The organism is Burkholderia sp. AU33545, assembly GCF_020419685.1.
GTDB classification, from domain to species: domain Bacteria; phylum Pseudomonadota; class Gammaproteobacteria; order Burkholderiales; family Burkholderiaceae; genus Burkholderia; species Burkholderia diffusa.
Genome location: NZ_JAIZRQ010000001.1, coordinates 94,746 through 119,055, shown reverse-complemented (window position 1 = coordinate 119,055; position 24,310 = coordinate 94,746). Strand labels below are relative to the sequence as shown.

Genomic DNA, 24,310 nt, shown 5'->3' with positions numbered 1-24,310 from the left:
CTGTTGCGAGTATGCCCGGCTATGCAGGTCTCCGAAACACGGGGGGCACCCACCCCGTGAGGACGCTGAATTTTACTTATCTTTACGGTCCACGGATAGAACCGGTTCCATCAGCAAAAACCCTCGGTAAAACAAGCATTAAGCGCTTGTTTGCCGAGGGTCAAGGGCGTGACGTTCGCAAGCCCCGTTACTGGCGCGAACAGGCCCTTATCATTTCGTACAAGTATTAACGGTGAAGCTGGCTCGCGGCTTGCGCAAGACGCGTGACCTCGGCCCAGTCCTGCGCGGCGAGCGCGGCCTTCGGCGTGAGCCACGACCCGCCGACGCACACGACGTTCGGCAGCTTCAGGAAATTCGGCGCGGTATCGACCGTGATGCCGCCCGTCGGGCAGAACTTCAGCGCCGGGAACGGGCCGTGGAACGCCTGCAGCATCGGCACGCCGCCGGCCTGCTGCGCGGGGAAGAACTTGACGATCTCGTAGCCGAATTCGAGCGCCTGAATGATGTCGCTCGGCGTCATCACGCCCGGCAGCAGCGGCAGGCCGGCGTCGAGCGACGCGAGATGCAGGTCCTTCGTCAGGCCCGGCGACACGCCGAACTTCGCGCCGGCCTTCTTCGCCTGCGCGCAGTGCTCGGGCTTCGTGATCGTGCCGACGCCGACGACGATGTCGTCCGCGAGCTGGCTCGCGCGCTGGATCGCCTCCAGGCCCGCCGGCGTACGCAGCGTGATCTCGAGCACCTTGACGCCGCCCGCGTGCAACGCGCGCGACACGTGTTCGCCCTGCTCGACCGAGTCGAATGCGAGCACCGGAATCACCGGGCCCAGCTTCACGATTTCAGCAATCGTCTTCATCAAATTCGCTCCTTGAAATTCATGCAGAGACGCGGACGGCCGCTTCGCCGACCAGCGCCCCGAAAACCGATGCGCCCTGCTCGGCCGGCGCGGCCGCCGCGCGGAACACGCCGAACAGTTCGCGCCCGAAACCGACCTCGTTCTCGGCCTGGTGCAGCGGCTGCGCGACCGGGCGCGCCTGCCACTCGGCGTCGTCGACCTCGATGTCGAGAATGCCGGCTTCCGCGTCGATCACGAGCGTGTCGCCCGTCTTGACCTTGCCGAGCGGGCCGGCCAGCAGCGCTTCCGGCGACACGTGGATCACGGCCGGCACCTTGCCCGACGCACCGGACATGCGGCCGTCGGTCACGAGCGCGACGTGGAAGCCCTGATCCTGCAGCACGCCGAGCAGCGGCGTCAAACGGTGCAACTCGGGCATCCCGTTGGCGCGCGCGCCCTGGAAGCGCACGACCGCGACGAAATCGCGCTTCAGCTCGCCGCGATCGAAGGCCTCCTGCACGGCTTCCTGCGAATCGAATACGATCGCGGGCGCTCTCACCTTGCGGTGCTCGGGCGCGACCGCCGAAATCTTGATCACGCCGCGGCCGAGCCGGCCCTGCATCAGGCGCAGGCCGCCGTCCGGCTGGAACGGGTCGCGAATGCCGCGCAGCACCTTGGTGTCGTGGCTCTCGGCCGTGCCGTCGACCCACGTCAGCTTGCCGTCGATCAGCTTCGGCTCCTTCGTGTAATGCGACAGGCCCTTGCCTGCGACGGTCGTCACGTCTTCGTGCAGCAGCCCGCCTTCGAGCAGATTGCGCACCAGGAACGCGACGCCGCCCGCCGCGTGGAAATGGTTCACGTCGGCCTTGCCGTTCGGGTAGATCTTCGCAAGCAGCGGCACGACCGCCGACAACTCGTCGAAATCGTTCCAGTCGATCAGGATGCCGGCCGCGCGCGCGATCGCGACGAGGTGCAGCGTGTGGTTGGTCGAGCCGCCCGTCGCGAGCAGCGCGACGATCCCGTTGACGATCGCCTTCTCGTCGATCACATGGCCGATCGGCGTGTACTGGCCGCGTTCGACCGTCAGGTCGAGCACGCGGCGCGCGGCTTCGGCGGTCAGTGCGGTACGCAGCGGCGTGTGCGGATGAACGAACGCCGAACCCGGCAGGTGCAGGCCCATCAGTTCCATCAGCATCTGGTTGCTGTTCGCGGTGCCGTAGAACGTGCAGGTGCCGTGGCCGTGATACGCGGCCGATTCCGCTTCGAGCAGCGCGTCGCGGCCGACCTGGCCGGTCGCGAATTGCTGGCGGATCTTCGCCTTGTCGTCGTTCGACAGGCCGCTCGTCATCGGGCCGGCCGGCACGAAGATGGTCGGCAGGTGGCCGAACTGGAGCGCGCCGATCAGCAGGCCCGGCACGATCTTGTCGCAGATGCCGAGGCAGAGCGCCGCGTCGAACATGTTGTGCGTGAGCGCGATCGCCGTGCCCATCGCGATCGCCTCGCGCGAGAACAGCGACAGCTCCATCCCCGGATTGCCTTGCGTGACGCCGTCGCACATCGCGGGCACGCCGCCCGCGAACTGCGCGACGCCGCCGTTCTCGCGTGCGGCGACCTTGATGATGTCAGGGAAGTCCTTGTACGGCGCGTGCGCGGACAGCATCTCGTTATACGAGGACACGATGCCGATGTTCGGCTCGCGGATCGCCTTGATCTGGAACTTGTCGCTGCCTTCGAGACCCGCGAAGCCGTGCGCGAGGTTCGCGCACGACAGTGCGCCACGCGCCGGGAACTTGCCTTGCGCGCCGTCGATGCGCTGCAGATAGGCGGAACGGGTCGATTGGCTGCGGGCGATCACGCGTTCGGTGACTTTCGCCAGGGTGGGGTGCAGCGACGTCATGCTGGGCGCTCCTGTATGCCGGACGACACCGGCGGTTGGAATCGTGGGGACGGTCGAGTGCGTCGACCGAACGAAGCCAGTCTAGTAGAAAAACTACAAGCATGCAATGCGGATCGTCATATGCGCAACCCCCATTCCCGCCACCAGCAAGGCTTTACCTAGTGAAAACCCTAATCATGAGCATTTGTCGCCTAGGAAATCGCTGACGATGGAGCTAGCATTTTCATGTAGATTTTCTACAATTCGATTGCGATACACTCGCTCATCCGAACCCGATTCTCATTCGCCGCCCCATGCTGCCTCGCATCGAAGCGATCCGCGCCGACCTGCGCCCGTCCGAGCGCAAGCTCGCCGACTACATTCTCGCCGCGCCGCGCGAGGTGCTCGACCTCGCAATGACCGAGCTGTCGACCCGCGCGGGCGTCAGCCAGCCGACCATCGCGCGCTTCTGCCAGGCGCTCGGCTGCAGCGGCTTTCGCGAATTCAAGATCCGGCTCGCGCAGAGCGTCGCGCCGGGCGTGTCGTCGGTCTATCGTGACGTCGAGCCCGACGAGCCCGCGCCCGGCATCATCGGCAAGGTGTTCGACCGCACGATCGGCGCGCTGATCGAAGTGCGCAACAGCCTGTCGGCCGGCAGCGTCGCCGACGCGATCGCCCTGCTGTCGAACGCGTCGCGCATCGAGTTCTACGGCGCCGGCGGCTCGGGCATCGCCGCGCAGGACATCCAGCACAAGTTCTTTCGGCTCGGCGTGCCGAGCGTCGCGTATTCGGACCCGCACACGTTCTCGATGTCGTCGGCGCTGCTCGGGCCGCACGACGTCGTCGTCGCGATCTCGAATACCGGCCGCACGCGCGATATCGTCGATGCCGCGCGCTCCGCGCTCGCGTGCGGCGCGAAGGTCGTCGCGATCACGCAGAGCCACTCGCCGCTCGCGAAGCTCGCGACGGTGAGCCTCGCATCGAACGTGGCCGAGGAAACGGACGTGTTCTCGCCGATGACGTCGCGGATGTCGCATCTCGCGATCGGCGACATCCTCGCGGTCGGCGTTGCGCTGTCGCGCGGGCCCGCGCTCATGGAGCGCGTGGGCCGCGCGAAGGAAGCGATCACGCGCCGCCGGATCGACGACTCGACGAAGGAATGACGCATACGACGCGCAAATGAAAACGGCGCCCCGAGGGGCGCCGTTGCGCGTCGATCGACTGCCGGCATGCCGCCGCCGGAAAGTTCAGAACGGCTTGATCACGACCAGCGCGACCGCCGCGAGCATGCCGAGCACCGGCAGCTCGTTGAACACGCGATACCACTTGTCGGTGCGCTTGTTCTCACCGCGCTCGAACACCCGCAGCAGGTGTCCGCAATACGCGTGGTAGATGACGAGCAGCAGCACCACCGTCACCTTCGCGTGGATCCAGCCCTGCCCCTGGCCGATGCCGATCACGAGCCAGAGCCACAGCCCGCACGCGAGCGCCGGCACGGCGATCATCGTCATGAAGCGGAACAGCTTGCGCGCCATCAGCAGCAGGCGCCGCACCGCGGCCGGATCGGTCTCCATGGCCAGGTTCACATAGATGCGCGGCAAGTAGAACAACCCCGCGAACCACGCGGCGATCAGAACGATGTGGAACGTCTTGACCCAGAGCATTGCCATCGGTTGTGCGCCTCGCGTTACTGACGGCCTTCGCCGTGCCCGAGCACGACGTACTTCAGCGACGTGAGCCCTTCCAGGCCGACGGGGCCGCGTGCGTGCAGTTTGTCGTTCGAGATGCCGATTTCCGCGCCGAGGCCGAATTCGAAGCCGTCCGCGAAGCGCGTCGACGCATTGACCATCACGCTGGCCGAGTCGACTTCGCGCAGGAAGCGCATCGCGCGGTCGTGATCCTCGGTGACGATCGCATCGGTGTGGTGCGAGCCGTAATGGTTGATGTGCTCGATCGCGGCGTCGAGGCCGTCGACGACCTTGATCGCGAGCACCGGCGCGAGATATTCGGTGTGCCAGTCTTCGTCGGTGGCGTCGACGAGCGGCCCGATGCCCGCCTCGGCGAGTACCGCGTGCGCGGCCGCATCGACGCGCAGCTCGACCTGCTTGTCGCGATACAGCTTGCCGAGCGGCGGCAACAGCGTCGCCGCGATGCCGCTCGAAACGAGCAACGTTTCCATCGTGTTGCAGGTGCCGTAGCGGTGCGTCTTCGCGTTGTCGCACACCGTCAGCGCCTTGGCGAGATCGGCACGATCGTCGACGTACACGTGGCAGATACCATCGAGGTGCTTGATCATCGGCACACGTGCCTCGTTGATCAGGCGCTCGATCAGGCTCTTGCCGCCGCGCGGCACGATCACGTCGACGTATTCGGTCATCGTGATCAGCTTGCCGACCGCCGCGCGATCGGCTGTCGCGACGACCTGCACGGCATCCTGCGGCAGGCCGGCCGCCTCGAGCCCTTCGCCGATCAGCTTCGCGAGCGCCGCGTTCGATTCGAGCGCCTCGGAGCCGCCGCGCAGGATCGTCGCGTTACCCGACTTCAGGCACAGCGCGGCCGCGTCAATCGTCACGTTCGGGCGCGACTCGTAGATGATGCCGATCACGCCGAGCGGCACGCGCATCTGGCCGACCTGGATCCCGCTCGGGCGGTACTTGAGATTGCCGATCTCGCCGATCGGATCGGCCAGCGACGCAACCTGGCGCAGGCCTTCGACCATCGTCTTCAGCGCCTTGTCCGACAGCGTCAGGCGGTCGATGAACGCCGCATCGAGCCCCTTTTCACGGGCACGGACGACGTCGCGTGCATTCGCATCCTTCAGCGCCTGCGCGTCGCGCTCGATCGCGCGGGCCACGGCGTCGAGCGCCGCGTTCTTCGCGGCCGTGCTGGCGCGCGCCATCGCGCGCGAAGCGTGCCGGGCACGGCGGCCCAGGTCCGTCATGTACTGGTCGATATCCATCGTGTGACTCGAAAAGCGAGCCGCTTGGCGCGGCGTGAATTCGTGGGAAGCGTGGAGCGCGGCGGCAAGCGGGCCGCGCCAGCTATCGGAACATTGTAAGCGGGTTGCGATGCGTGCGCTGAAGGCCCGGACGGGGCTTAACGACGCACGCGACCCGCGGTCGGCGGTCGCTCGCCGCGCGCGCCCGCTACCGTCATCGCGAGCTGGAACAGGCCGTCCCACGGATCGGGCGGTGGATCGTCCTGCGTGCGGCGGCCCGGTGCGACGGCCGACAGCCCCTTCACCTGCCGGTCGAGCTTCGCGGCGAACGCGAGCGCCTTCTCGAGAACCGCTTCCGACACGCGATTCAGCGCAGGGCCGATCAGCCGTTCGCGCGGCCCCCATACGCGGTTCTCGCGCAGCAGCGTGGCGAGCGGCTTGCCGGCCGTCGCCCCGCGCTTGATCCGCAACAGCGTGCGCAATTCCTCTACGACGGCCCACATCACGAGCACGATCGCCTCGCCCTCGCCCTTCAACCCGTCGATCATCCGCGCGAGCCGTGCTGCGTCGCCCGCGAGCATCGCCTCATTCAGCTTGAAGACGTCGTAGCGCGCGACGTTCAACACCGCGTCGTGCACCTGCTCGAACGACAGCACGCCCTGCGGATAGAGCAGCCCAAGCTTCTGGATTTCCTGGTGCGCGGCGAGCAGGTTGCCCTCGACGCGCTCCGCGATGAACTGCAGCGCACGCCGGCCATCGTCGCCGGCCGCGACGCGCTGGCCCTGCATCGACAGACGCTGGCCGATCCAGTTCGGCAGTTGCGCGCGGTCGACCGGATCGATCTTCAGCGCGACGCCGCCGTTCTGCAGCGCGGTAAACCACGCGGATTTCTGCGTGGCCGCATCGAGACGCGGCAACGTGACGAGCATCAGCGCGTCGGGATTGGGCGTGGCCGCGAGCGTCTTCAGCGCGTCGGCGCCTTCCTTGCCGGGCTTGCCCGACGGAATGCGCAACTCGATCAGCTGACGCTCGCCGAACAGCGACATCGCCTGGGTCGCGCCGAGCAGCACGCTCCAGTCGAAGCCGCGCTCGACCGTGTGCACCGAACGTTCGGTGAAGCCGGCCGCGCGCGCAGCCGCACGAATGCGGTCGCACGCTTCCTGCGCGAGCAGCGGCTCGTCGCCGTAGACGGTGTAGAGTCCGGCCACCCCCTTCGCGAGGTGCGGCTCCAGCGCATCAAGTCGCAATTGCATCGGTGCGTGCGCCGTCGATCAGAGCGGCGGTGGCGGCAGGGGCGCGCCCGGCGCGACGCCCGGCACCACGTCCTCCGGCGCCGGCGTCAGCGAGTGGACGATCGCGAGACGCCGCATCAGCTGGTCGACCGCGTCGTTCTGCATGTCCGCGTACAGGATGTCGGCTTCCTGCGCCTTCGCGTTCGTGTACTGGTCGCTGTACGTCATCGCGCGGTTCAGCGCGATCGCGCTCGGCGGGATCAGCACGGTGCCGTCCTTGCTCGTCAGCGTGTAGTTCAGCGTATAGAACAGCGCGTATTCCTGCGCCGACCCATACTTGTTGAGCGTCAGCGTGTTCTGCCCGCGCGACTCCCACATGCGCAGCACGGCGTCGGCGTCGTCCGCCGACTTGACGATCTTCGTGTCGCTGCCGGCCTCGACGAGACGCGTCAGCCGCGCCTCGACGGGCGCGGGCGCGCCGGCCACCAGCAGGTGCTTGAACGCATAGTCCTGCTGGCCGCGCAGCTGGAAGCCGCATGCCGACAGCGCGACCGCGCTGCCGACGAGCATCAAAAACGATCTGCGGATCACCTTCGCTCCTTCTGGGTACGTCAGACGGCCGGCGGCCGTCAGACGACGATGTTCACGAGGCGGCCCGGCACGACGACGATCTTCTTCGCCGGCTTGCCGTCGCTGAACTTCGCGAACGCGTCGTCGGCCACCGCCGCTGCTTCGATCGCCTCGCGGCTCGCGTCCTTCGCGACCTTCAACGCGCCGCGCACCTTGCCGTTCACCTGCAGCACGAGTTCGATCTCGGCCTGCTCGAGCGCGGCCTCGTCGACCTTCGGCCACGGTGCATCGAGCAGCGGGCCGAATTCGTCCGCGTAGCCGAGCGCCTTCCACAGCTCGAACGTGACGTGCGGCACGACCGGATACAGCACGCGCAGCAGCACGCCGTACGTTTCGCGCAGCACGCCGGGCGTCGCGCCCTTCGCGCCGTCGATCGCGTTCAGCATCTTCATCGCGGCCGACACGACCGTGTTGTATTGCAGACGCTGGTAGTCGAAATCAGCCTGCTTCAGCACGCTGTAGATCTCGCGGCGCAGTGCCTTGTCGGCGTCGCCGAGCGCGGCCGCGTCGAAGCCCGCACGCGCGGCGAGCGCTTCACGATTCGTCGCGCCGAAGCTCCACACGCGGCGCAGGAAGCGGCTCGCGCCCTCGACGCCCGCGCCCGACCACTCGAGCTGCTGCTCGGGCGGTGCGGCGAACATCGTGAACAGGCGCGCGGTATCCGCGCCGTACTGGTCGATCAGCACCTGCGGATCGACGCCGTTGTTCTTCGACTTCGACATCTTCTCGATGCCGCCGAGCACGACCGGCTGGCCGTCGGTGTTCAGCGTCGCGCCGACCGGGCGGCCCTTGTCGTCGTGCGTGACCGTCACGTCGGCCGGGTTGTACCAGGTCTTCTTGCCCGCCGCGTCTTCGCGGTAGAACGTCTCGTTCAGCACCATGCCCTGCGTCAGCAGGTTCTTCGCCGGCTCGCCGAACTTCACGAGGCCGAGGTCGCGCATCACCTTGGTCCAGAAGCGCGAATACAGCAGGTGCAGGATCGCATGCTCGATGCCGCCGATGTACTGATCCATCGGCATCCAGTAATCGGTGCGCGCGTCGACCATCGTCTCGGCGTCCGGCGCCGTGTAGCGCGAGAAGTACCACGACGAATCGACGAACGTGTCCATCGTGTCGGTTTCGCGCTTCGCGGCCGCGCCGCACTTCGGGCACGTGCAGTTCAGGAACGCCTCCGACTTCGCGAGCGGGTTGCCCGAGCCGTCCGGCACGAGGTCTTCCGGCAGTACGACCGGCAGGTCCTGCTCCGGCACCGGCACGTCGCCGCACGACGGGCAATGGATGATCGGGATCGGCGTGCCCCAGTAGCGCTGGCGCGACACGCCCCAGTCGCGCAGGCGCCACGTGACCTGCTTGTCGCCGAAGCCGCCGGCCTTCAGGTCGGCCGCGATCGCATCGACCGCCGCGCCATATGCCAGGCCGTCGTACTTGCCGCTGTTGACGCAGACCGCGACTTCCTTGTCGCCGTACCACTCCTGCCAAGCGTCGAGCGAGTACGTCTGGCCTTCGGCCGCGATCACCTGCTTGATCGGCAGGTCGTATTTCTTCGCGAACGCGAAGTCGCGCTCGTCGTGTGCCGGCACGCCCATCACCGCGCCTTCGCCGTAGCTCATCAGCACGTAGTTGCCGATCCACACCTCGACGGGTTCGCCCGTCAGCGGATGCGTGACCGAGAAGCCCGTCGCGACGCCTTTCTTCTCCATCGTCGCGACGTCAGCCTCGGCGACGCCGCCGCGCTTGCATTCGTCGATGAACGCCTGCAGTTCCGGCTTGCCCTGCGCAAGGCGCGTGGCGAGCGGATGCTCGGCCGCGACCGCGCAGAACGTGACGCCCATGATCGTGTCGGCACGCGTCGTGAACACGCGCAGCAGCTTCTTCTCGCCGTCGAGTTCGTACGGGAAGCCGAAGTTCACGCCGAAGCTCTTGCCGATCCAGTTCTGCTGCATGATCTTCACGCGCTCGGGCCAGCCGAGGCCGTCGAGATCGTTCAGCAGCTCATCCGCGTACTGCGTGATCCGCAGGTAGTACATCGGAATCTCGCGCTTTTCGACGAGCGCGCCCGAGCGCCAGCCGCGGCCGTCGATCACCTGCTCGTTCGCGAGCACGGTCTGGTCGACCGGGTCCCAGTTCACGGTGCCCGTCTTCTTGTACGCGATGCCCTTCTCGAGCATCTTCAGGAACAGCCACTGGTTCCACTTGTAGTAGTCGGGCTTGCACGTCGCGATCTCGCGCGACCAGTCGATCGCGAGGCCCATCGACTGCATCTGGCCCTTCATGTAGTCGATGTTGTCGTAGGTCCACTTCGCGGGCGGCACGCCGTTCGCCATCGCGGCGTTCTCGGCCGGCATCCCGAACGCATCCCAGCCCATCGGCATCAGCGTGTTGTAGCCGTTCATCCGCAGATAGCGGTACATCACGTCGTTGATCGTGTAGTTGCGCACGTGACCCATGTGCAGCTTGCCGGACGGGTACGGCAGCATCGACACGCAGTAGAACTTCGGCTTCTGCGAGTCTTCCTTCGTCTTGTAGGCATCGGCTGCGCGCCAGTCGCCCTGGGCGGCGGCTTCGACGTCGGCGGGTACGTATCTCTCGTGCATGGTGTGGTTCGGACTAGGCTTTAAGCGGCGCGCCACGAGGCGGGCACGCGGAAGTGGACGAAATCGGGCAGCCCGGCGGCGGGAGCAGGCTCACGGTTCTCGGGCCTGCCTCATGGTTCCGGATATTCGCCGGGTAACCCGGAGGGTCTCCAGGTTACCCGGCGAAACCCTGCCAACCGGGCGGAAACGACGATTATACCGTCCGTGGCGGGCGGGACGGCCGGTCTCGCGGGCCGGCCATGCATTCTTGCCCGCCCCCGGCGCGCGGGCGGGCTGCGCGTCAGCGTGCCGCGCCCGTGGCCGCCGGTGCGGCGGCACCCGTCGGCGGCACGTCGGTGACGAAGCCGATCCGCGTGAGGCCCGCGGCCTGCGCGGCGCCCATCACCTGCGCGATCACCTCGTAGCGGGTCGCGCGCGATGCGCGCAGCCGCAACTCGGGCGGCGCGGCGCCCGCGGCGGCGGCCCGGAAGCGCGCCGGCAGCGCGTCGAGTGCGACGGGCGCGTCGTCCCAGTAGAGTTTGCCGGCGTCGTCGATCGACAGCGTGACCGATTGCGGCGTGTCGCGCGCGACGCTGGCCGCGACCTTCGGCAGGTCGAGCCGGATCGCGTGCGTCATCAGCGGCGCGGTGATGATGAAGATGACGAGCAGCACGAGCATCACGTCGATCAGCGGCGTCATGTTGATCTCCGCCATCGGCGCGGACGTCTTGTGGTGCTCCAGTCCGCCGAATGCCATGGTCGCTCCTCCGGAATGCGCGCGTCAGGCTTCCTGCGCGCACACGAACACGTGCAGGTCGCGCGCGAAGCCGTCGAGTTCCTCGGCGAGCTGGCGCACGAGCCGCCCGAGGATGTTGTAGGCGAGCACTGCGGGGATCGCGACGACCAGCCCGAACGCGGTCATGATCAGCGCCTCGCCGACCGGCCCCGCGACGTTCTCGATCTGCGCCTGCCCGCTCGCGGCGATGCTGCCGAGCGCGTGATAGATGCCCCATACGGTGCCGAGCAGGCCGACGAACGGCGCGGTGCTGCCGATCGACGCGAGCAGCACCTGACCGAACTCGAGACGGCGCTGCGAGCGCAGCATCGCGTGACGCAGCGCGCGCAGCACGCGTTCGCTGCGCTCGACACGCGCGGCGAGCGCGGCCGGATCATGTTCGTCGGCCGCATCGCGCGCCGCTTCGGCGAGCGGTACGAACACGCGCTCGCGATCGGCACCGGCGAGCGCGGCGATGCCCGCGTCGAGCGACGCCGCGCGCCAGAAAGAGGCGAGCGCCCGCGGCCCCTGGCGCTTCGCGCGGACCAGCAGCCAGGCTTTCATGAGGAGGAAGCACCAGCTGGCGACGGACATCGCCAGCAGCACGTAGGCGACGGCGTGCGTGATCGCATCGCCGCTTTCGAGGTAGTGGACAACGCCGGTGGGAATCGCCATCGGAGTTTCCCCGTGAGGGTCAGCGCAGGCCGAGCACGTCCTGCATGTCGAACAGGCCGGCGCCGCGCGCCGACAGGAAACGGACCGCACGCAGCGCGCCCTGCGCGTACGATACGCGGCTCGACGACTTGTGCGTGATCTCGATCCGTTCGCCGATCCCGGCGAACAGCACGGTGTGATCGCCGACGATGTCGCCGCCGCGCACGGCCGCAAAGCCGATCGTCGACGGATCGCGTTCGCCCGTCACGCCCTGGCGGCCGTACACCGCGCATTCGTCGAGCGAGCGCCCGAGCGCGCCGGCAACGGCCTCGCCCATCATCAGCGCGGTGCCCGACGGCGCGTCGACCTTGTGACGGTGGTGCGCCTCGATGATCTCGATGTCGTAGCCGTGCGAGAAATGCTTTGCCGCGAATTCGAGCAGCTTCAGCGTGACGTTCACGCCGACGCTCATGTTCGCCGCGAACACGATGCCGATCTTGCCTGCCGCGGCCTGCAGCTCGGCCTTCTGCTCGGCGGTGAAGCCGGTCGTGCCGATCACGAGCTTCACGTCGTGGCGCAGCGCGGCCGCGACGTGCGCGATCGTGCCTTCCGGCCGCGTGAAGTCGATCAGGTAGTCGGCCTGCGCGAATACGGCGTCGAGGTCGTCGGTCAGCTTGATCCCGGTTTCCTTGCCGAGGAACGCGCCCGCGTCCTGACCGAGGAACGGCGAATCGGCGCGGTCGAGCGCGCCGACGAGCTGCGCGTCGGAATCGTTGAGAACGGCTTCGATCAGCATACGGCCCATACGGCCCGATGCACCGGCAATCGCAATCTTCATGGCTTTCTACACGACAGGTCTAAAAGCGGGCGGCGCATGCCGCCCTGTTTCCGCTCGCCGGCCGCTTACTGCGACTGGGCCGGCGCGGTGAGCGGCTGGTTCTGCAGGTTGTCCGAACCCCGCGGGCCGACCGGCGGCGACGCCTCGTTCGACACGTTCGGCTGCGGCGGGCGATGGAACTGGAATTGCGGCTGGATCGCCGGCGCGGCGCCCGGCGGCTGGCCGCCCGGCACCGGCGCGCCGCCCGAAGCCTGCGCGGACGGCGTGAAGCGGCGGGCGGTCGTGCCCTGCCCCGACACCTGGTTGGTCGCGCGGTTCGCCGCGCGCGCCGCCTGGGCGTTGGCATCCTGGTCGACCGCCACGCCGGAAACCGGCTCGGCGGATGCGGTCGCGGCCGCCTGCGCGGCGCTCGCGGCAGCAGCGGCTTCGGACGCCTTCTTCGCCGCGGCCGCGGCCTTCGCCTTCTTGCCGCCGCGATCGCCGTCGATATCGGCCAGCAGGTCGAGTTCGGAAGGCAGGTTCTCGGCACCCGTCCAGCTCGCGAGGCGATCGCCCGAGAACGTCAGCACGAGGTCGCGCTGCTGGACGATCGACGTCGAGCCGCGCTTGAAGTAAAAGAGGTAATCCCAGCGGTCGGCATGAAACATGTCCGACAGCAGCGGCGTGCCGAGCAGCGCGCGGACCTGCTCGCGCGTCATTCCGGCCTGCAGCTGCGCGGCCTTCTCCTGCGACACGAAGTTGCCCTGCACGACAGTGATCCGATAGGGCGTGATGCTCTGCGCGATGCGCTGCGTCACGCTGTCGTACGACGAACAACCAGCCAGCGCGGCAACGGCGGCGGCAGCGATGATGGCACTCCGCATGCGACTCCTCTGAAGGTGCGAAAGAGATTCCGGGAACATTTCCGTCACCGTGCAGGCCCGCGTCGCGGGCCGCGCGTGTTTCTGGAACGGCGAAAAGCCGGTAACATTGAAGCCCTGCATTGTACTCTAGGGATGCCTAGCCATGACCAATCCGACGGATCTCAAGAATATCGGGCTAAAGGCCACCCTACCGCGCCTCAAGATTCTCGAGATCTTCCAGCAAAGCCCGGTGCGTCACCTGACGGCCGAAGACGTCTACCGGAATCTGCTCAACGAGCAGCTCGACATCGGGCTCGCCACCGTTTATCGCGTGCTGACGCAGTTCGAGCAGGCCGGCCTGCTCACGCGCAGCAACTTCGAATCCGGCAAGGCCGTGTTCGAACTGAACGAAGGCTCGCACCACGATCACCTCGTCTGCCTCGATTGCGGCCGCGTCGAGGAATTCTTCGACGCCGAGATCGAAGGTCGCCAGCAGGCGATCGCGAAGGAGCGCGGCTTCCGGCTCCAGGAACACTCGCTCGCGATGTACGGCTCCTGCACGACCGAGAACTGCCCGCACCGCAAGCACTGATCCGCACGCATCACGCCTGCGCCACGGCCCGGCCGGCATCTCGCCGCCCGGGCCGTGTTGTTTTCGGGATCGGAATGGAAAAGGCCCGCACGTTGCGTGCGGGCCGGTTCGGGAAAGTTTCCAATTGTGAGCGGCGAGCCATGCCGCCGCCGCACGGTGCGCGATGCTCGACGCCCGATGCCACCTTCGCCGCGCGTCAGGCCGCGCTCGCGCACGCCGGCGCGAACTCGAGCGCCCACGCGTCGTCGAGCGGAATCTCGTCGCAGTTCGGCTGCGGGCCGCCGCGGTCGACGATCACGAAGTCGCTGACCGCGTCGAGCGCAAGCAGCGGATGGTGCCAGACGCCCTTCGCGTAGTTCACGCCCTGCCAGCCTTCGGCGAGAAACGCGCGCATCGCGTCGGGCCGGAACTCGCCGGCCGGCGCGACGACGATCGCGTAGCGCGACACGGCCGCGAGCGGAATGAACGCCTGGCTGCCGTGAGGATGGCGCTCCATCAGCGTGATCGCGACCGGCAGCGCGCGCGGCTGCGCGCGAAACACGCTGACGAGCGGCCGGCCGCCATCCGCGCAGACGTCGATCGTCGCGAGATCGTGGAAGCGCTCGGTCGTGCCGCCGTTGATCGGGAAGTGCCGCGCGCCTTCGAGCGCGATCACGTCGCCGAACGGCGCGAACGCCTCGCGGGTCAAGCGCTCGACGCGCAGGATGTGTGGTCCGCTCATGCCGATGCCTCCTTCAAGCCGGCTCGCCCCACAGACGCAGGCGCGACACGCCGCCGTCCGGGAAGATGTTGAAACGCACGTGCGTGACGGGGCCGAGTGCCGCGAGCTGGTCGAACGTATGCACGTGGTCCATCTGCAGCTTCTGCTCGCCGAGCAGCTCGGCCCAGAACATCGACTGCGTGACGAGCGAATCGTCGGTGCCACCCACGACCCGCGCGGCCTGCAGCGAACAGCGGTCGGGGAAGTTGCCCTTGAAGAACGCCGTATCGACCTCGACGCGCCGGATGATGCCCGGCCGCGCCAGCGCGACGATCGCCCAGTCGTTGCCGGGCTCGCGGCGGCGCCGCGTTTCCCAGCCGTCGCCCATGTTCGCGCCGCGCCCCGGCATCAGCATCTGCGAGGCCGGACCGAAGTGCTGGTTGTTCGCGGCCACCAGGTAGCCGCCGTTCTCGATCGCCGCGAGATCGACGAGCTCGCCGGCCGGCACGTGGCGCCAGTCGCGCTGCGGCTGGCCGTACACGCGCAGCCGCGCGAGCCCGCCGTCCGGATACAGGTTCACACGCAGATGCGTGACCGGCTGCGCATCGTCAACGCTCACGTAGTGGTGCGAATTGCCCTGCAGCGTCGTCGCTGGGACGATCGTGCGCCATTCGGCGTCGTCCGGCGGCGTGTCCCCGTCCACCGCGCATGCCTCGATCGACGCGGCCGGCGGGAAGTTGCCGGTGAAGTGGCTCGTATCGAGATCGACGCCGTGAATCACGCCCGGCCGCGCGAGCCGGACCACGCAGAAGTCGTGGCCGGTGGTGCGCTTGCGGCGCGTTTCCCAGCCGTCCATCCACTTGCCGTGGTCGTCGTACTTGCCGGGAATGAAGACGGCCGGCTCGGGATTCAGCATGCGCTCCTTCGGCGCGAAGAATTCGTCGCTGGCGAAAAGCGCCTGCGCGCCCAGGCGCGGGTCGGCGAGGTTCATGTAGCGCCGCGTGAAGGCCGGCGCGTTCGGATCGAGGATGGGGGCTGCCATGTCGTCTCCATTATCTTGATGAGGGCCGGCGCATCGTCGCGTCGGCCGCAGGGAATTCGTTCGCGCGAAGCGGCCGGGGAAGCCGCTTCGCGCGAGGGCGCTCAGAGCGCGTGGGCCTGGTCGCCGGCGACCGGTGCGGCGCTCGCCTGTTCGTCGGCCACGTAGCGCAGTTCGCGGTTCAGCACGCGCGTCGCGCGGGCCCGGTCGATGTCGTTCTCCCACACGGCGACGACCACCGTCGCGACGCAGTTGCCGATCAGGTTGGTCAGCGCGCGGGCGATGCCGACGAACCAGTCGACCGGCAGGATCAGCACGAGGCCGAGCACCGGAATCGCAGGAATCGCCGACAGCGTCGCCGCGAGGATCACGATCGCCGAACCCGGAATCCCGTGCGCGCCCTTCGACGTGACGAGCGACACCAGCAGCACGACGATCAGGTCATGCGTGGACAGCGGCGTATTGGTGGCCTGCGCGATGAACAGCACGGCGAGCGTCAGGTAGATCGAGAAGCCGTCGAGGTTGAACGAATAGCCGGTCGGGATCACCAGGCCGACCGTCGAATCCTTGATGCCCATGTATTCGAGCTTGCTCATCACCTGCGGCAGCACCGCGTCCGACGACGCCGTGCCGAGCACGATCGACAGTTCCTCGCGCAGGTAGCGGATCAGCTTGAACACCGAGAAGCCCGCGATGCGCATCACGATGCCGAGCACGACCGTGACGAACACGATGCAGCTCAGGTAGAACACCGCGACGAGGTAGCCGAGCTGCTTGAGCGACGCGACGCCGTACTTGCCGGTCGTGAACGCGATCGCGCCCAGCACGCCGAGCGGAGCGAGCTTGATGATGAAGCCGATGATGCGGAAGAACACGTGCGACAGCTCCTCGATCAGGCTGTTCACGCGCTGCGCCTTGTCGCCGAGCAGCGACAGCGCCGAGCCGAACAGCACCGCGAACACGAGGATCTGCAGGATGTCGCCCTTCGCGAACGCGTCGATCGCGGTCTCGGGGATGATCTTCATCAGGTAGCCGGCCGTGTCCTTCAGGCTTTCGGCGTTCTTCGCGTACGACGAGAGCGAGGCCGCGTCGAGCGAGTGCAGGTCGATGTTCATCCCGACGCCCGGGCGCGTCAGCCACGCGAGGACGAGCCCGATGCCGAGCGCGATCGTCGTCATCACCTCGAAGTAGACGACCGCCTTCAGGCCGACCCGGCCGACCTTCTTCAGGTCGCCCGCATTGGCCATCCCGCTGACCACGACGCAGAACACGATCGGGCCGATGACCATCTTGATGAGCTTCAGGAAGCCGTCGCCGAGCGGTCGCAGCGACTCGGCGAAATGCGGGAAGAACGCGCCGAGCGCGACCCCCAGGATTAATGCGACGACTACCCGGCCAAACAGCGAATTGAGGAATTTCGACACGGCGCTCTCCCGATCCAACGGTTGCAGTTTCGTCTGTTCATACTGGTAAGACCAGTGATGTTATGGTGGATAGTAGGAAGCCGATATAGTCGCGTCAAGGGCGAACAAAATAGGGATTTCCCGCCCATGCAGGGGCGGATCGTGACTTTCCCGTAGGCCGGTCATGCACCGCGCGCAGGCGGATTACAATGCCGGTCAGACCGGCCATCGTTCACATCATGAAAAACGTTCCGCACACCGTGACCGACGCCGCCATCGCGACGATCCGCGACCGGATCGAGGCAGGCGTGTATCCGGTCGGCAGCCTGCTGCCGGCCCAGCGCCAGCTCTCCGAGGAGCTGGAGATCAGCCGCGCGTCGCTGCGCGAGGCGCTCTCCACGCTCGAGGCGCTCGGGATGCTGCGCATCCGCGCCGGCAAGGGCGTGTATGTCGAAAGCGCCCAGGCGACGGCCGCCCATCCGTGGCAATTCGCCGAGCAGTCGTCGCCGCCCGACACGTACCAGATGCGCTATGCGCTCGAAGGATTCGCCGCGCGGATGGCCGCGCACGTCGTCACCGACGACGACATCGCATGGTTCGAGGACAACCTCGCCGATCTGTACGTCGCGCTGACCGACAGCGCACTCGACGAAGCGTCGCGGCTCGACTTCGACTTCCACATGCGGATCATCCATCTCGCGGGCAACGCGGCGATCGAGTCGGTGCTGCGCAGCAGCGCGGACATCATGAAGGAAAGCCAGCGCATGCCGTTCTACCGGCGCGAGCTGCTACTGTCGACGTGGCACGAGCACCGCGCGATCGTCGACGCGCTGATCGCCCGCGATGCGGCCGCGGCCGGTACGGCGATCGAGACGCACATCGAGAACGCCGCGCAACGCGCGGGCATCTTCTTCCCGACGCCGGGCACCTGACGCGGCCGTCGGCCGGCGGTCCCGGCCGCCGCGGCAGCTCATTCTCCGGTCGTGCCCGGTCATCCCCGCCGAAGGATCGCGATACGCGAGCGCGCGCGTGACGCGCATGGACCTCGCCGAATTCGGTGAGCTGCACCGCGCGGCAAGTCACGCAGTCGCCCGCTTTCGCGCCGGCCAATGAAACAGGCGCGCTCCGCAAATCGCGGGCGTGCCTTTTCTGCATGCGCGCCGTCGCGCCATCAGCAGGCGATCATGCCCCCTCGTGCGTGAAATCGATCAGCACCTTCATCGCACGCTGCCGGTCACCGGCCAGCTCGAACGCGCGGTTCGCGTCGCGCATCGGGAACACGCCCGTCACGGCCGGGCGCAAGTCGACGCGCTGCGCATTGATCAGCTGCACCGCGAGCGCGAATTCCGCATGGAAGCGGAATGAACCGCATATCGACAGTTCCTTCGCGACCACGACGTTCTGCGGCAGGCTGACATCGCCGCCGAGCCCGAGTTGCACGACGACGCCGCGCGGCCGCATCACGTCGAGGCCGTCGCGCAATGCGCGCCCGTTGCCCGAACACTCGATCATCACGTCGAACGTCCCCTTGTCGGCACCGTAGCGCGCGACCCAGCCGGTGTCCGTCGACGCGTTGATCGCGTGATCCGCGCCGAGCGCGCGGGCAACCCGGAGCGGCGCATCGACCACGTCGGTCGCGACGATCTCCGCCGCGCCGTGCACGCGCGCCGCCGCGACCGCCAGCACGCCGATGGGCCCGCACCCGGACACGAGCACGCGGCGGCCGATCAGCGGGCCCGCGCGCGACACCGCATGAAGCCCGACCGCGAACGGCTCGGCGAGCGCCGCGAGCGACAGCGGCACATGGTCCGACACCTTCACGCACTGCGCGGCATCGCACACGAGCGCGTTGCGAAATGCGCCCTGCACGTGCGGCATGCGCATCGCGCTGCCATAGAAGCGCATGTCGAGACACTGGTTCGGAAGCCCTTCCAGGCAGTAGCGGCACGCGCCGCACGGGCGGCTCGGATTCACCGCGACGCGATCGCCGACCGTCACCGACGTCACGTCCGGCGCAACGGCCGCCACCGTGCCGGCCACTTCATGGCCGAGCACCATCGGCTGCTGCAGCCGGATCGCGCCGAAGCCGCCGTGCCGGAAGTAATGGAGGTCGGAGCCGCAGATGCCGCCCATTGCGACATCGACGCGCACCTGGCCCGGGCCGATCTCGCCCGCGTCCTGCTCTTCGAGCCGCAGGTCGTTCGGACCGTGAATCACGAGACACATGCAACGCATACGCATGACGTTCTCCTATACGGCGCTGGTCAGGCCGCCGTCGACGAACAGCGTCTGGCCGTTCACGAAATCGGATGCGGCCGATGCGAGGAAGATCGCGGCGCCGCACAGCTCGTCGACGCGTCCCCAGCGGCCGGCCGGCGTGCGCTTGCAGAGCCATTCGGAGAACGCCGCGTCGTCGACCAGCGCGCGGTTCAGCTCCGTCTCGAAATAGCCTGGCGCGAGGCCGTTCGCCTGGATGCCGTGACGCGCCCAGTCGGCGCACATCCCTTTCGTCAGCATCCGCACCGCGCCCTTCGTCGCCGCATACGGCGCGATCGTCGGCCGCGCAAGCTCGCTCTGCACCGAGCAGATGTTGATGATCTTGCCGCGGCCGCGCGCGATCATGTGGCGCGCCACCGCCTGCGCGACGTTGAACACGCCGTCGAGATTCACGCGCATCAGCGCGTGCCAGTCGTCCGGCTCGAATGCATCGAGCGGCGCGCGGCGCTGGATGCCCGCGTTGTTCACGAGGATGTCGATCGCGCCGACGCGCGCCTCGAAATCGTCGATCGCCGCACGCACCTGCGCATGCTCGGCGACGTCGAACACCGCGTAATCGGCCGCGAAACCTTCCTCGCGGAAATGGTGCGCGAGCGTCGCGGCCTTCTCCTCATTACGGTCGTTGATCACGATCGCCGCGCCGGCTTCCGCGAGCCCGCGGGCGAGTGTCAGCCCGATCCCGCGTCCGGAACCCGTGATCAGTGCGCGGCGGCCGTCCAGCCGGAACCGGTCAAGCGCGTTGCTCATGCATGTCTCCTCGTGCCATCGAGCCGACCGCCGGTCGCGGCCGGTCTCGCGATGAGCGTATCTTCGGCGCTCGGCCGGGGCCGCGCCAATGGTCTTTTTTGATCCGGTTATCATGAAATCCGATCACCGTCCGCTGCCGCCCGCCCACCATGGAACTCAAGCAATTGCGCGCCTTCGTCACGCTCGCTGAAGAGCTGCATTTCGGGCGCGCCGCGCAGCGCCTGTTCATCGTGCAGTCCGCGCTGAGCATGCAGATCAAGGCGCTCGAGGAAGATCTGGGCGCACGCCTGTTCGAGCGCGACCGCCACAAGGTCGAACTCAGCGATACCGGACGCGTGTTCCTGCCCGAGGCGCGGGCGACGCTGCAGCAAGCCGCGCGTGCGGAGCAGATGGCGCGGCTGTCGAGCCGCGGCGAGATCGGCACGCTGCGCATCGCGTTCGTGTCGTCCGTGCTGCCGGCGCTGCTGCCGGCCGTGCTGCGCACGATGCGCGAGCGCTATCCGCTGATCGCGCTCGAATTGAAGGATCTGCCGACGCCCGACCAGATCGCCGCGCTGCGCGACCGGCGCATCGATTTCGGAATGATCCGGCTGCCGGCCGCGTATGCGGGAATCGACACGCGCGTGGTGCTCGAGGAAGGCTCCGTCGTCGCGCTGCCGCTCGACCATCCGCTTGCCGCGCACGAGACGATCACGCCGGCCGCGTTGCGCGGACAGCCCGCGTTCGTGCTCGCGCGCCGCTACGCGCCTGGCTTTCACGACGACATGCTGCTCGCGCTGAACCGCGCGGGCACGACGCTCGAGATCGCGCAGGAGTTCGGGGAATTCACGACGATGCTCGCGCTCGTCGCGGCCGGGATGGGAATCGGGCTGATGCCGGCGGAAGCCGCGAGCGCGTTGCCGCCGAACGTGCTCGCGCGGCCGCTCGACCTGGCCGGGCACCGGACCGGCATCGGGCTCGCGTGGACCGACCTCGACAGCCCGCTGAAGCGCGCGTTCGTCGACGCGCTCGAACACGTGACGGCGAACGCCGGGCAATAAAAAAGCCCGGCCGGAAAAACAGGGCCGGGCTCGTTCGTCACGCCGGCCGCCTTGCGGCGGCCGCGCGACGTGCGGGATTACTTCGCGTTCGCGAACGCGACTGCCGTATCCAGCATGCGGTTCGAGAAACCCCACTCGTTGTCGTACCAGCTCGACACCTTGACGAGGCGGCCCGACACCTTGGTCAGCGTCGCGTCGAACGTCGACGAAGCCGGGTTGTGGTTGAAGTCGATCGACACCAGCGGCGCATCGTTGTAGCCGAGGATACCCTTCAGCGCGCCTTCCGATGCTTCCTTCATGATCGCGTTGACTTCCTCGACCGTCGTGTCACGCTTCGCGATGAACGACAGGTCGACGATCGACACGTTGATCGTCGGGACGCGGATCGCGTAGCCGTCGAGCTTGCCGTTCAGTTCCGGCAGCACGAGGCCGACGGCGGACGCAGCGCCCGTCTTCGTCGGGATCTGGCTGTGGGTGGCCGAACGCGCGCGGCGCAGGTCTTCGTGGTACACGTCCGTCAGCACCTGGTCGTTCGTGTACGCGTGGATCGTCGTCATCAGGCCGGTTTCGAGGCCGATCTTGTCGTTCAGCGGCTTGACGAGCGGCGCGAGGCAGTTCGTCGTGCACGATGCGTTCGAGATGACGGTGTGCTCGGCCTTCAGCACGTCGTGGTTCACGCCGTAGACGATCGTCGCGTCGACGTCCTTGCCGCCCGGCGCCGAGATGATCACCTTCTTCGCGCCGCCCTTCAGGTGCGCGCTCGCCTTTTCCTTCGTCGTGAAGAAGCCCGTGCATTCCATCACGACGTCGACGCCCAGCTCGCCCCACGGCAGTTCGGCCGGGTTGCGGTTCGCCAGCACGCGGATCTTGTCGCCGTTCACGACGAGGTAGTCGCCGTCGACCGACACTTCGCCCGGGAACTTGCCGTGCGCGGTGTCGTACTGGGTCAGGTGCGCGTTGGTCTTCGCATCGCCCAGGTCGTTGATCGCGACGATCTCGAGATCGTGCTTCTTGCCGTTTTCATAAAACGCGCGCAGCGTGTTGCGGCCGATACGGCCGTAGCCGTTGATTGCGACGCGAATCGTCATGGTCTATCTCCTGATGGCTGAAAAAATTCGTTTCGTGCAGCTTCACGGTGCGACGCGCGCGGGGGTAGCGCGCGTCGCGAATGGTTTTAGGCCAGCACGGCCTTCGCGGTCTCGACGACGTGCTCGACAGTGAAGCCGAAGTACTTGAACAGCACGCCGGCCGGGGCCGATTCGCCGAACGTGTCGATCCCGACGACGCCGCCTTCGAGGCCGACGTACTTGTGCCAGAACGCGGTCACGCCCGCTTCGATCGCGACGCGGCGCACGCCGTGCGGCAGCACGCGTTCGCGGTATTCGGCGTCCTGGCGGTCAAACACGTTGGTCGACGGCATCGACACGACGCGGGCTGCGATGCCCTGCTGCGCGAGCGGCTCGACGGCCTTCATCGCGAGTTCGACTTCCGAGCCCGTCGCGATCAGGATGATCTTGCGCGCGACGATCTCTTCGTCCCAGTCCTTCAGCACGTAGCCGCCCTTCTCGATGTTCGCGATCTGCGAATCCGTGCGCGGGTTGAACGCGAGGTTCTGGCGGCTGAAGATCAGGCTCGACGGACGGTCTGCGGCAACCGCGTGGGTCCATGCGACGGCCGTCTCGACCGTGTCGGCCGGACGCCATACGTCGTGGTTCGGGATCAGGCGCAGGCTCGACACGTGCTCGATCGACTGGTGCGTCGGGCCGTCTTCGCCGAGGCCGATCGAATCGTGCGTGAACACGAAGATCGACGGGACCTTCATCAGCGCGGCGACGCGCAGCGCGTTGCGGCTGTAGTCGGAGAACGTCAGGAACGTGCCGCCGAACGGCTTGTGGCCGCCGTGCAGCGCGAGGCCGTTGATCGCGGCGCTCATGCCGAATTCGCGCACGCCGTAGTTGATGTGGTTGCCCAGCACGACGCCCGCGCCTTCCGGATTCGCGCGGACCGCCTTCGACGCCTTCCAGTTGGTCAGGTTCGAGCCGGTCAGGTCGGCCGAGCCGCCGAGCAGTTCCGGCAGTGCGGCAGCCAGCCCTTCGATCGCCTGCTGCGATGCCTTGCGGGTCGCGACCGTCTCGGCGCGCTCGTTCGCGCCGGCGATGATCGCCGCGGCCTTCTCGGCCCAGTCGGCCGGCAGCTTGTTGGCCATCCGGCGCTCGAATTCGGCGGCTTCTGCCGGGAATTTCGCGCGATATTGCGCGAACGTCGCGTCCCAGTCGGACTCGGCACGCTTGCCGGCTTCCTTCGCGTCCCATGCCGCATAGACTTCCTGCGGAATCACGAACGGCTCCCACTTCCAGCCGAGCGCTTCGCGCGTCTTCGCGATTTCTTCCGCGCCGAGCGCAGCGCCATGCACGTCGTGGCCGCCGGCCTTGGTCGCCGCGCCCTTGCCGATCACCGTCTTGCAGCAGATCAGCGTCGGCTTGTCCGACAGCTTCGCCTTCGCGATCGCCGCGTCGACCGCGTCGACGTCATGGCCGTTCACGTTCGGGATCACGTTCCAGCCGTAGGCCTCGAAACGCTTCGGGGTGTCGTCGTGGAACCAGTTGACGACGTCGCCGTCGATCGAGATGCCGTTGTCGTCGTACAGCGCGATCAGCTTGTTCAGCTTCAGCGTGCCCGCGAGCGAGCAGGCTTCGTGCGAGATGCCTTCCATCAGGCAGCCGTCGCCGAGGAATACGTACGTGTGGTGATCGACGATCTTCGCGCCGTCACGGTTGAACTCGTCGGCCATCAGCGCTTCGCCGAGCGCCATGCCGACCGCGTTCGCGAGACCCTGGCCGAGCGGGCCGGTGGTCGTCTCGACGCCCGGGGTGATGCCGTATTCCGGATGGCCCGGCGTCTTCGAATGCAGCTGGCGGAAGTTCTTCAGTTCTTCCATCGGCAGGTCGTAGCCGGTCAGGTGCAGCAGCGCGTAAAGCAGCATCGAGCCATGGCCGTTCGACAGCACGAAGCGGTCGCGGTCTGCCCAGTGCGGGTTCGTCGGGTTGTGCTTCAGGTGGCGCGACCAGAGCGCAACGCCGATTTCGGCCATGCCCATCGGCATGCCGGGGTGGCCGGAGTTCGCTTGCTGGACGGCGTCCATCGCGAGCGCACGGATCGCGTTGGCCATCAGGGTGGTAGAGGCGGGAGACGAAGTCGTCATGTCGAGTCCGGAGAACGAGTCGAGGAAACGGGGGCACGGCGGCATCCGGAAGCTCGAGCGTCAATCGTTCCCGGCGCGCGGTGCGGCGCCTGACGGACGCGAAGCGGACGGAGCCTACGG

Annotated in this window: 22 protein-coding genes; 4 read left to right on the top strand and 18 right to left on the bottom strand. The window is 67.5% G+C overall.

Translation table 11 applies throughout. The annotated features are described in order from the left end of the window. Positions 1 to 226: 226 nt before the first annotated feature. Together eda and edd are read right to left on the bottom strand one after the other, a co-directional pair. Entirely contained in the window at positions 227 to 853 is a 627-nt protein-coding gene (gene eda / locus LGM71_RS00560; protein WP_124624832.1) for a bifunctional 4-hydroxy-2-oxoglutarate aldolase/2-dehydro-3-deoxy-phosphogluconate aldolase, read from the bottom strand. Between the two features lie 19 nt (positions 854 to 872). After that, positions 873 to 2,729 carry a phosphogluconate dehydratase gene (edd, locus tag LGM71_RS00555; protein WP_059608237.1) on the bottom strand — a complete coding sequence of 619 codons (1,857 nt, stop codon included), beginning with the start codon at positions 2,727 to 2,729 and terminating at the stop codon, positions 873 to 875. Positions 2,730 to 3,022: 293 nt separating this feature from the next. Between edd and LGM71_RS00550 the strand changes: the two genes are divergently transcribed. After that, positions 3,023 to 3,871 (top strand): MurR/RpiR family transcriptional regulator, encoded by an 849-nt coding sequence (locus LGM71_RS00550; RefSeq protein WP_059682558.1) that lies wholly within the window; start codon positions 3,023 to 3,025, stop codon positions 3,869 to 3,871. An 84-nt stretch (positions 3,872 to 3,955) separates the two neighbouring features. Here LGM71_RS00550 and LGM71_RS00545 read toward each other — a convergent pair whose 3' ends face one another. The 9 genes from LGM71_RS00545 to LGM71_RS00505 all read right to left on the bottom strand — a co-directional run bounded on the left by LGM71_RS00545 (position 3,956) and on the right by LGM71_RS00505 (position 13,211). Next, positions 3,956 to 4,378 (bottom strand): CopD family protein, encoded by a 423-nt coding sequence (locus tag LGM71_RS00545; RefSeq protein WP_175901693.1) that lies wholly within the window; start codon positions 4,376 to 4,378, stop codon positions 3,956 to 3,958. A 17-nt stretch (positions 4,379 to 4,395) separates the two neighbouring features. After that, positions 4,396 to 5,667, bottom strand: coding sequence for a glutamate-5-semialdehyde dehydrogenase (locus tag LGM71_RS00540; RefSeq protein ID WP_226113503.1), 1,272 nt, complete (start codon positions 5,665 to 5,667; stop codon positions 4,396 to 4,398). Between the two features lie 137 nt (positions 5,668 to 5,804). Continuing rightward, a complete protein-coding gene (gene holA / locus LGM71_RS00535) occupies positions 5,805 to 6,899 on the bottom strand; it encodes a DNA polymerase III subunit delta (RefSeq protein ID WP_226113501.1) in 1,095 nt (364 codons plus the stop codon). Positions 6,900 to 6,917: 18 nt separating this feature from the next. Next, a complete protein-coding gene (gene lptE, locus LGM71_RS00530; RefSeq protein ID WP_059608233.1) occupies positions 6,918 to 7,469 on the bottom strand; it encodes an LPS assembly lipoprotein LptE in 552 nt (183 codons plus the stop codon). 38 nt (positions 7,470 to 7,507) lie between these two features. Further along, positions 7,508 to 10,102, bottom strand: a complete 2,595-nt coding sequence (gene leuS, locus LGM71_RS00525) for a leucine--tRNA ligase (RefSeq protein WP_124624823.1) — start codon at positions 10,100 to 10,102, stop codon at positions 7,508 to 7,510. Positions 10,103 to 10,382: 280 nt separating this feature from the next. Beyond that, the gene (locus LGM71_RS00520; protein WP_124903760.1) at positions 10,383 to 10,838 is read right to left on the bottom strand and encodes an ExbD/TolR family protein; all 456 of its coding nucleotides are present in this window, start codon (positions 10,836 to 10,838) and stop codon (positions 10,383 to 10,385) included. Between the two features lie 24 nt (positions 10,839 to 10,862). Next, the gene (locus tag LGM71_RS00515; protein WP_059682572.1) at positions 10,863 to 11,531 is read right to left on the bottom strand and encodes a MotA/TolQ/ExbB proton channel family protein; all 669 of its coding nucleotides are present in this window, start codon (positions 11,529 to 11,531) and stop codon (positions 10,863 to 10,865) included. Positions 11,532 to 11,550: 19 nt separating this feature from the next. Beyond that, positions 11,551 to 12,348, bottom strand: coding sequence for a 4-hydroxy-tetrahydrodipicolinate reductase (gene dapB / locus LGM71_RS00510; protein ID WP_059608229.1), 798 nt, complete (start codon positions 12,346 to 12,348; stop codon positions 11,551 to 11,553). Between the two features lie 65 nt (positions 12,349 to 12,413). Then, the gene (locus LGM71_RS00505) at positions 12,414 to 13,211 is read right to left on the bottom strand and encodes an outer membrane protein assembly factor BamE (RefSeq protein WP_174910539.1); all 798 of its coding nucleotides are present in this window, start codon (positions 13,209 to 13,211) and stop codon (positions 12,414 to 12,416) included. A gap of 142 nt (positions 13,212 to 13,353) precedes the next feature. Here LGM71_RS00505 and fur point away from each other — a divergent pair, with 142 nt between their 5' ends. Further along, on the top strand, positions 13,354 to 13,782 hold the full coding sequence (gene fur / locus LGM71_RS00500; RefSeq protein ID WP_011350926.1) for a ferric iron uptake transcriptional regulator: 429 nt from the start codon (positions 13,354 to 13,356) through the stop codon (positions 13,780 to 13,782). Between the two features lie 196 nt (positions 13,783 to 13,978). Here the strand turns inward: fur and LGM71_RS00495 are convergent, their stop codons facing one another. The 3 genes from LGM71_RS00495 to LGM71_RS00485 form a co-directional block, all read right to left on the bottom strand. Beyond that, entirely contained in the window at positions 13,979 to 14,503 is a 525-nt protein-coding gene (locus LGM71_RS00495) for an ureidoglycolate lyase (protein ID WP_059535280.1), read from the bottom strand. Between the two features lie 13 nt (positions 14,504 to 14,516). Next, positions 14,517 to 15,524, bottom strand: a complete 1,008-nt coding sequence (gene alc / locus LGM71_RS00490; protein WP_226113499.1) for an allantoicase — start codon at positions 15,522 to 15,524, stop codon at positions 14,517 to 14,519. Positions 15,525 to 15,625: 101 nt separating this feature from the next. After that, entirely contained in the window at positions 15,626 to 16,945 is a 1,320-nt protein-coding gene (locus LGM71_RS00485) for a C4-dicarboxylate transporter DctA (RefSeq protein ID WP_124624817.1), read from the bottom strand. A gap of 188 nt (positions 16,946 to 17,133) precedes the next feature. Between LGM71_RS00485 and LGM71_RS00480 the strand changes: the two genes are divergently transcribed. After that, positions 17,134 to 17,856: a FadR/GntR family transcriptional regulator gene (locus tag LGM71_RS00480; RefSeq protein WP_226113497.1), complete on the top strand. Its 723-nt coding sequence runs from the start codon at positions 17,134 to 17,136 to the stop codon at positions 17,854 to 17,856. A gap of 250 nt (positions 17,857 to 18,106) precedes the next feature. Here the strand turns inward: LGM71_RS00480 and LGM71_RS00475 are convergent, their stop codons facing one another. Continuing rightward, a complete protein-coding gene (locus LGM71_RS00475; protein WP_226113489.1) occupies positions 18,107 to 19,165 on the bottom strand; it encodes an L-idonate 5-dehydrogenase in 1,059 nt (352 codons plus the stop codon). Positions 19,166 to 19,174: 9 nt separating this feature from the next. Next, positions 19,175 to 19,948: an SDR family NAD(P)-dependent oxidoreductase gene (locus LGM71_RS00470; RefSeq protein WP_059608222.1), complete on the bottom strand. Its 774-nt coding sequence runs from the start codon at positions 19,946 to 19,948 to the stop codon at positions 19,175 to 19,177. Between the two features lie 149 nt (positions 19,949 to 20,097). Between LGM71_RS00470 and LGM71_RS00465 the strand changes: the two genes are divergently transcribed. Next, a complete protein-coding gene (locus LGM71_RS00465) occupies positions 20,098 to 20,988 on the top strand; it encodes a LysR substrate-binding domain-containing protein (RefSeq protein WP_226113488.1) in 891 nt (296 codons plus the stop codon). Positions 20,989 to 21,065: 77 nt separating this feature from the next. Here LGM71_RS00465 and gap read toward each other — a convergent pair whose 3' ends face one another. Beyond that, positions 21,066 to 22,076 carry a type I glyceraldehyde-3-phosphate dehydrogenase gene (gene gap / locus LGM71_RS00460; RefSeq protein WP_006485712.1) on the bottom strand — a complete coding sequence of 337 codons (1,011 nt, stop codon included), beginning with the start codon at positions 22,074 to 22,076 and terminating at the stop codon, positions 21,066 to 21,068. An 86-nt stretch (positions 22,077 to 22,162) separates the two neighbouring features. Next, entirely contained in the window at positions 22,163 to 24,235 is a 2,073-nt protein-coding gene (gene tkt, locus LGM71_RS00455; protein ID WP_174910555.1) for a transketolase, read from the bottom strand. Between the last annotated feature and the right edge of the window lie 75 nt (positions 24,236 to 24,310).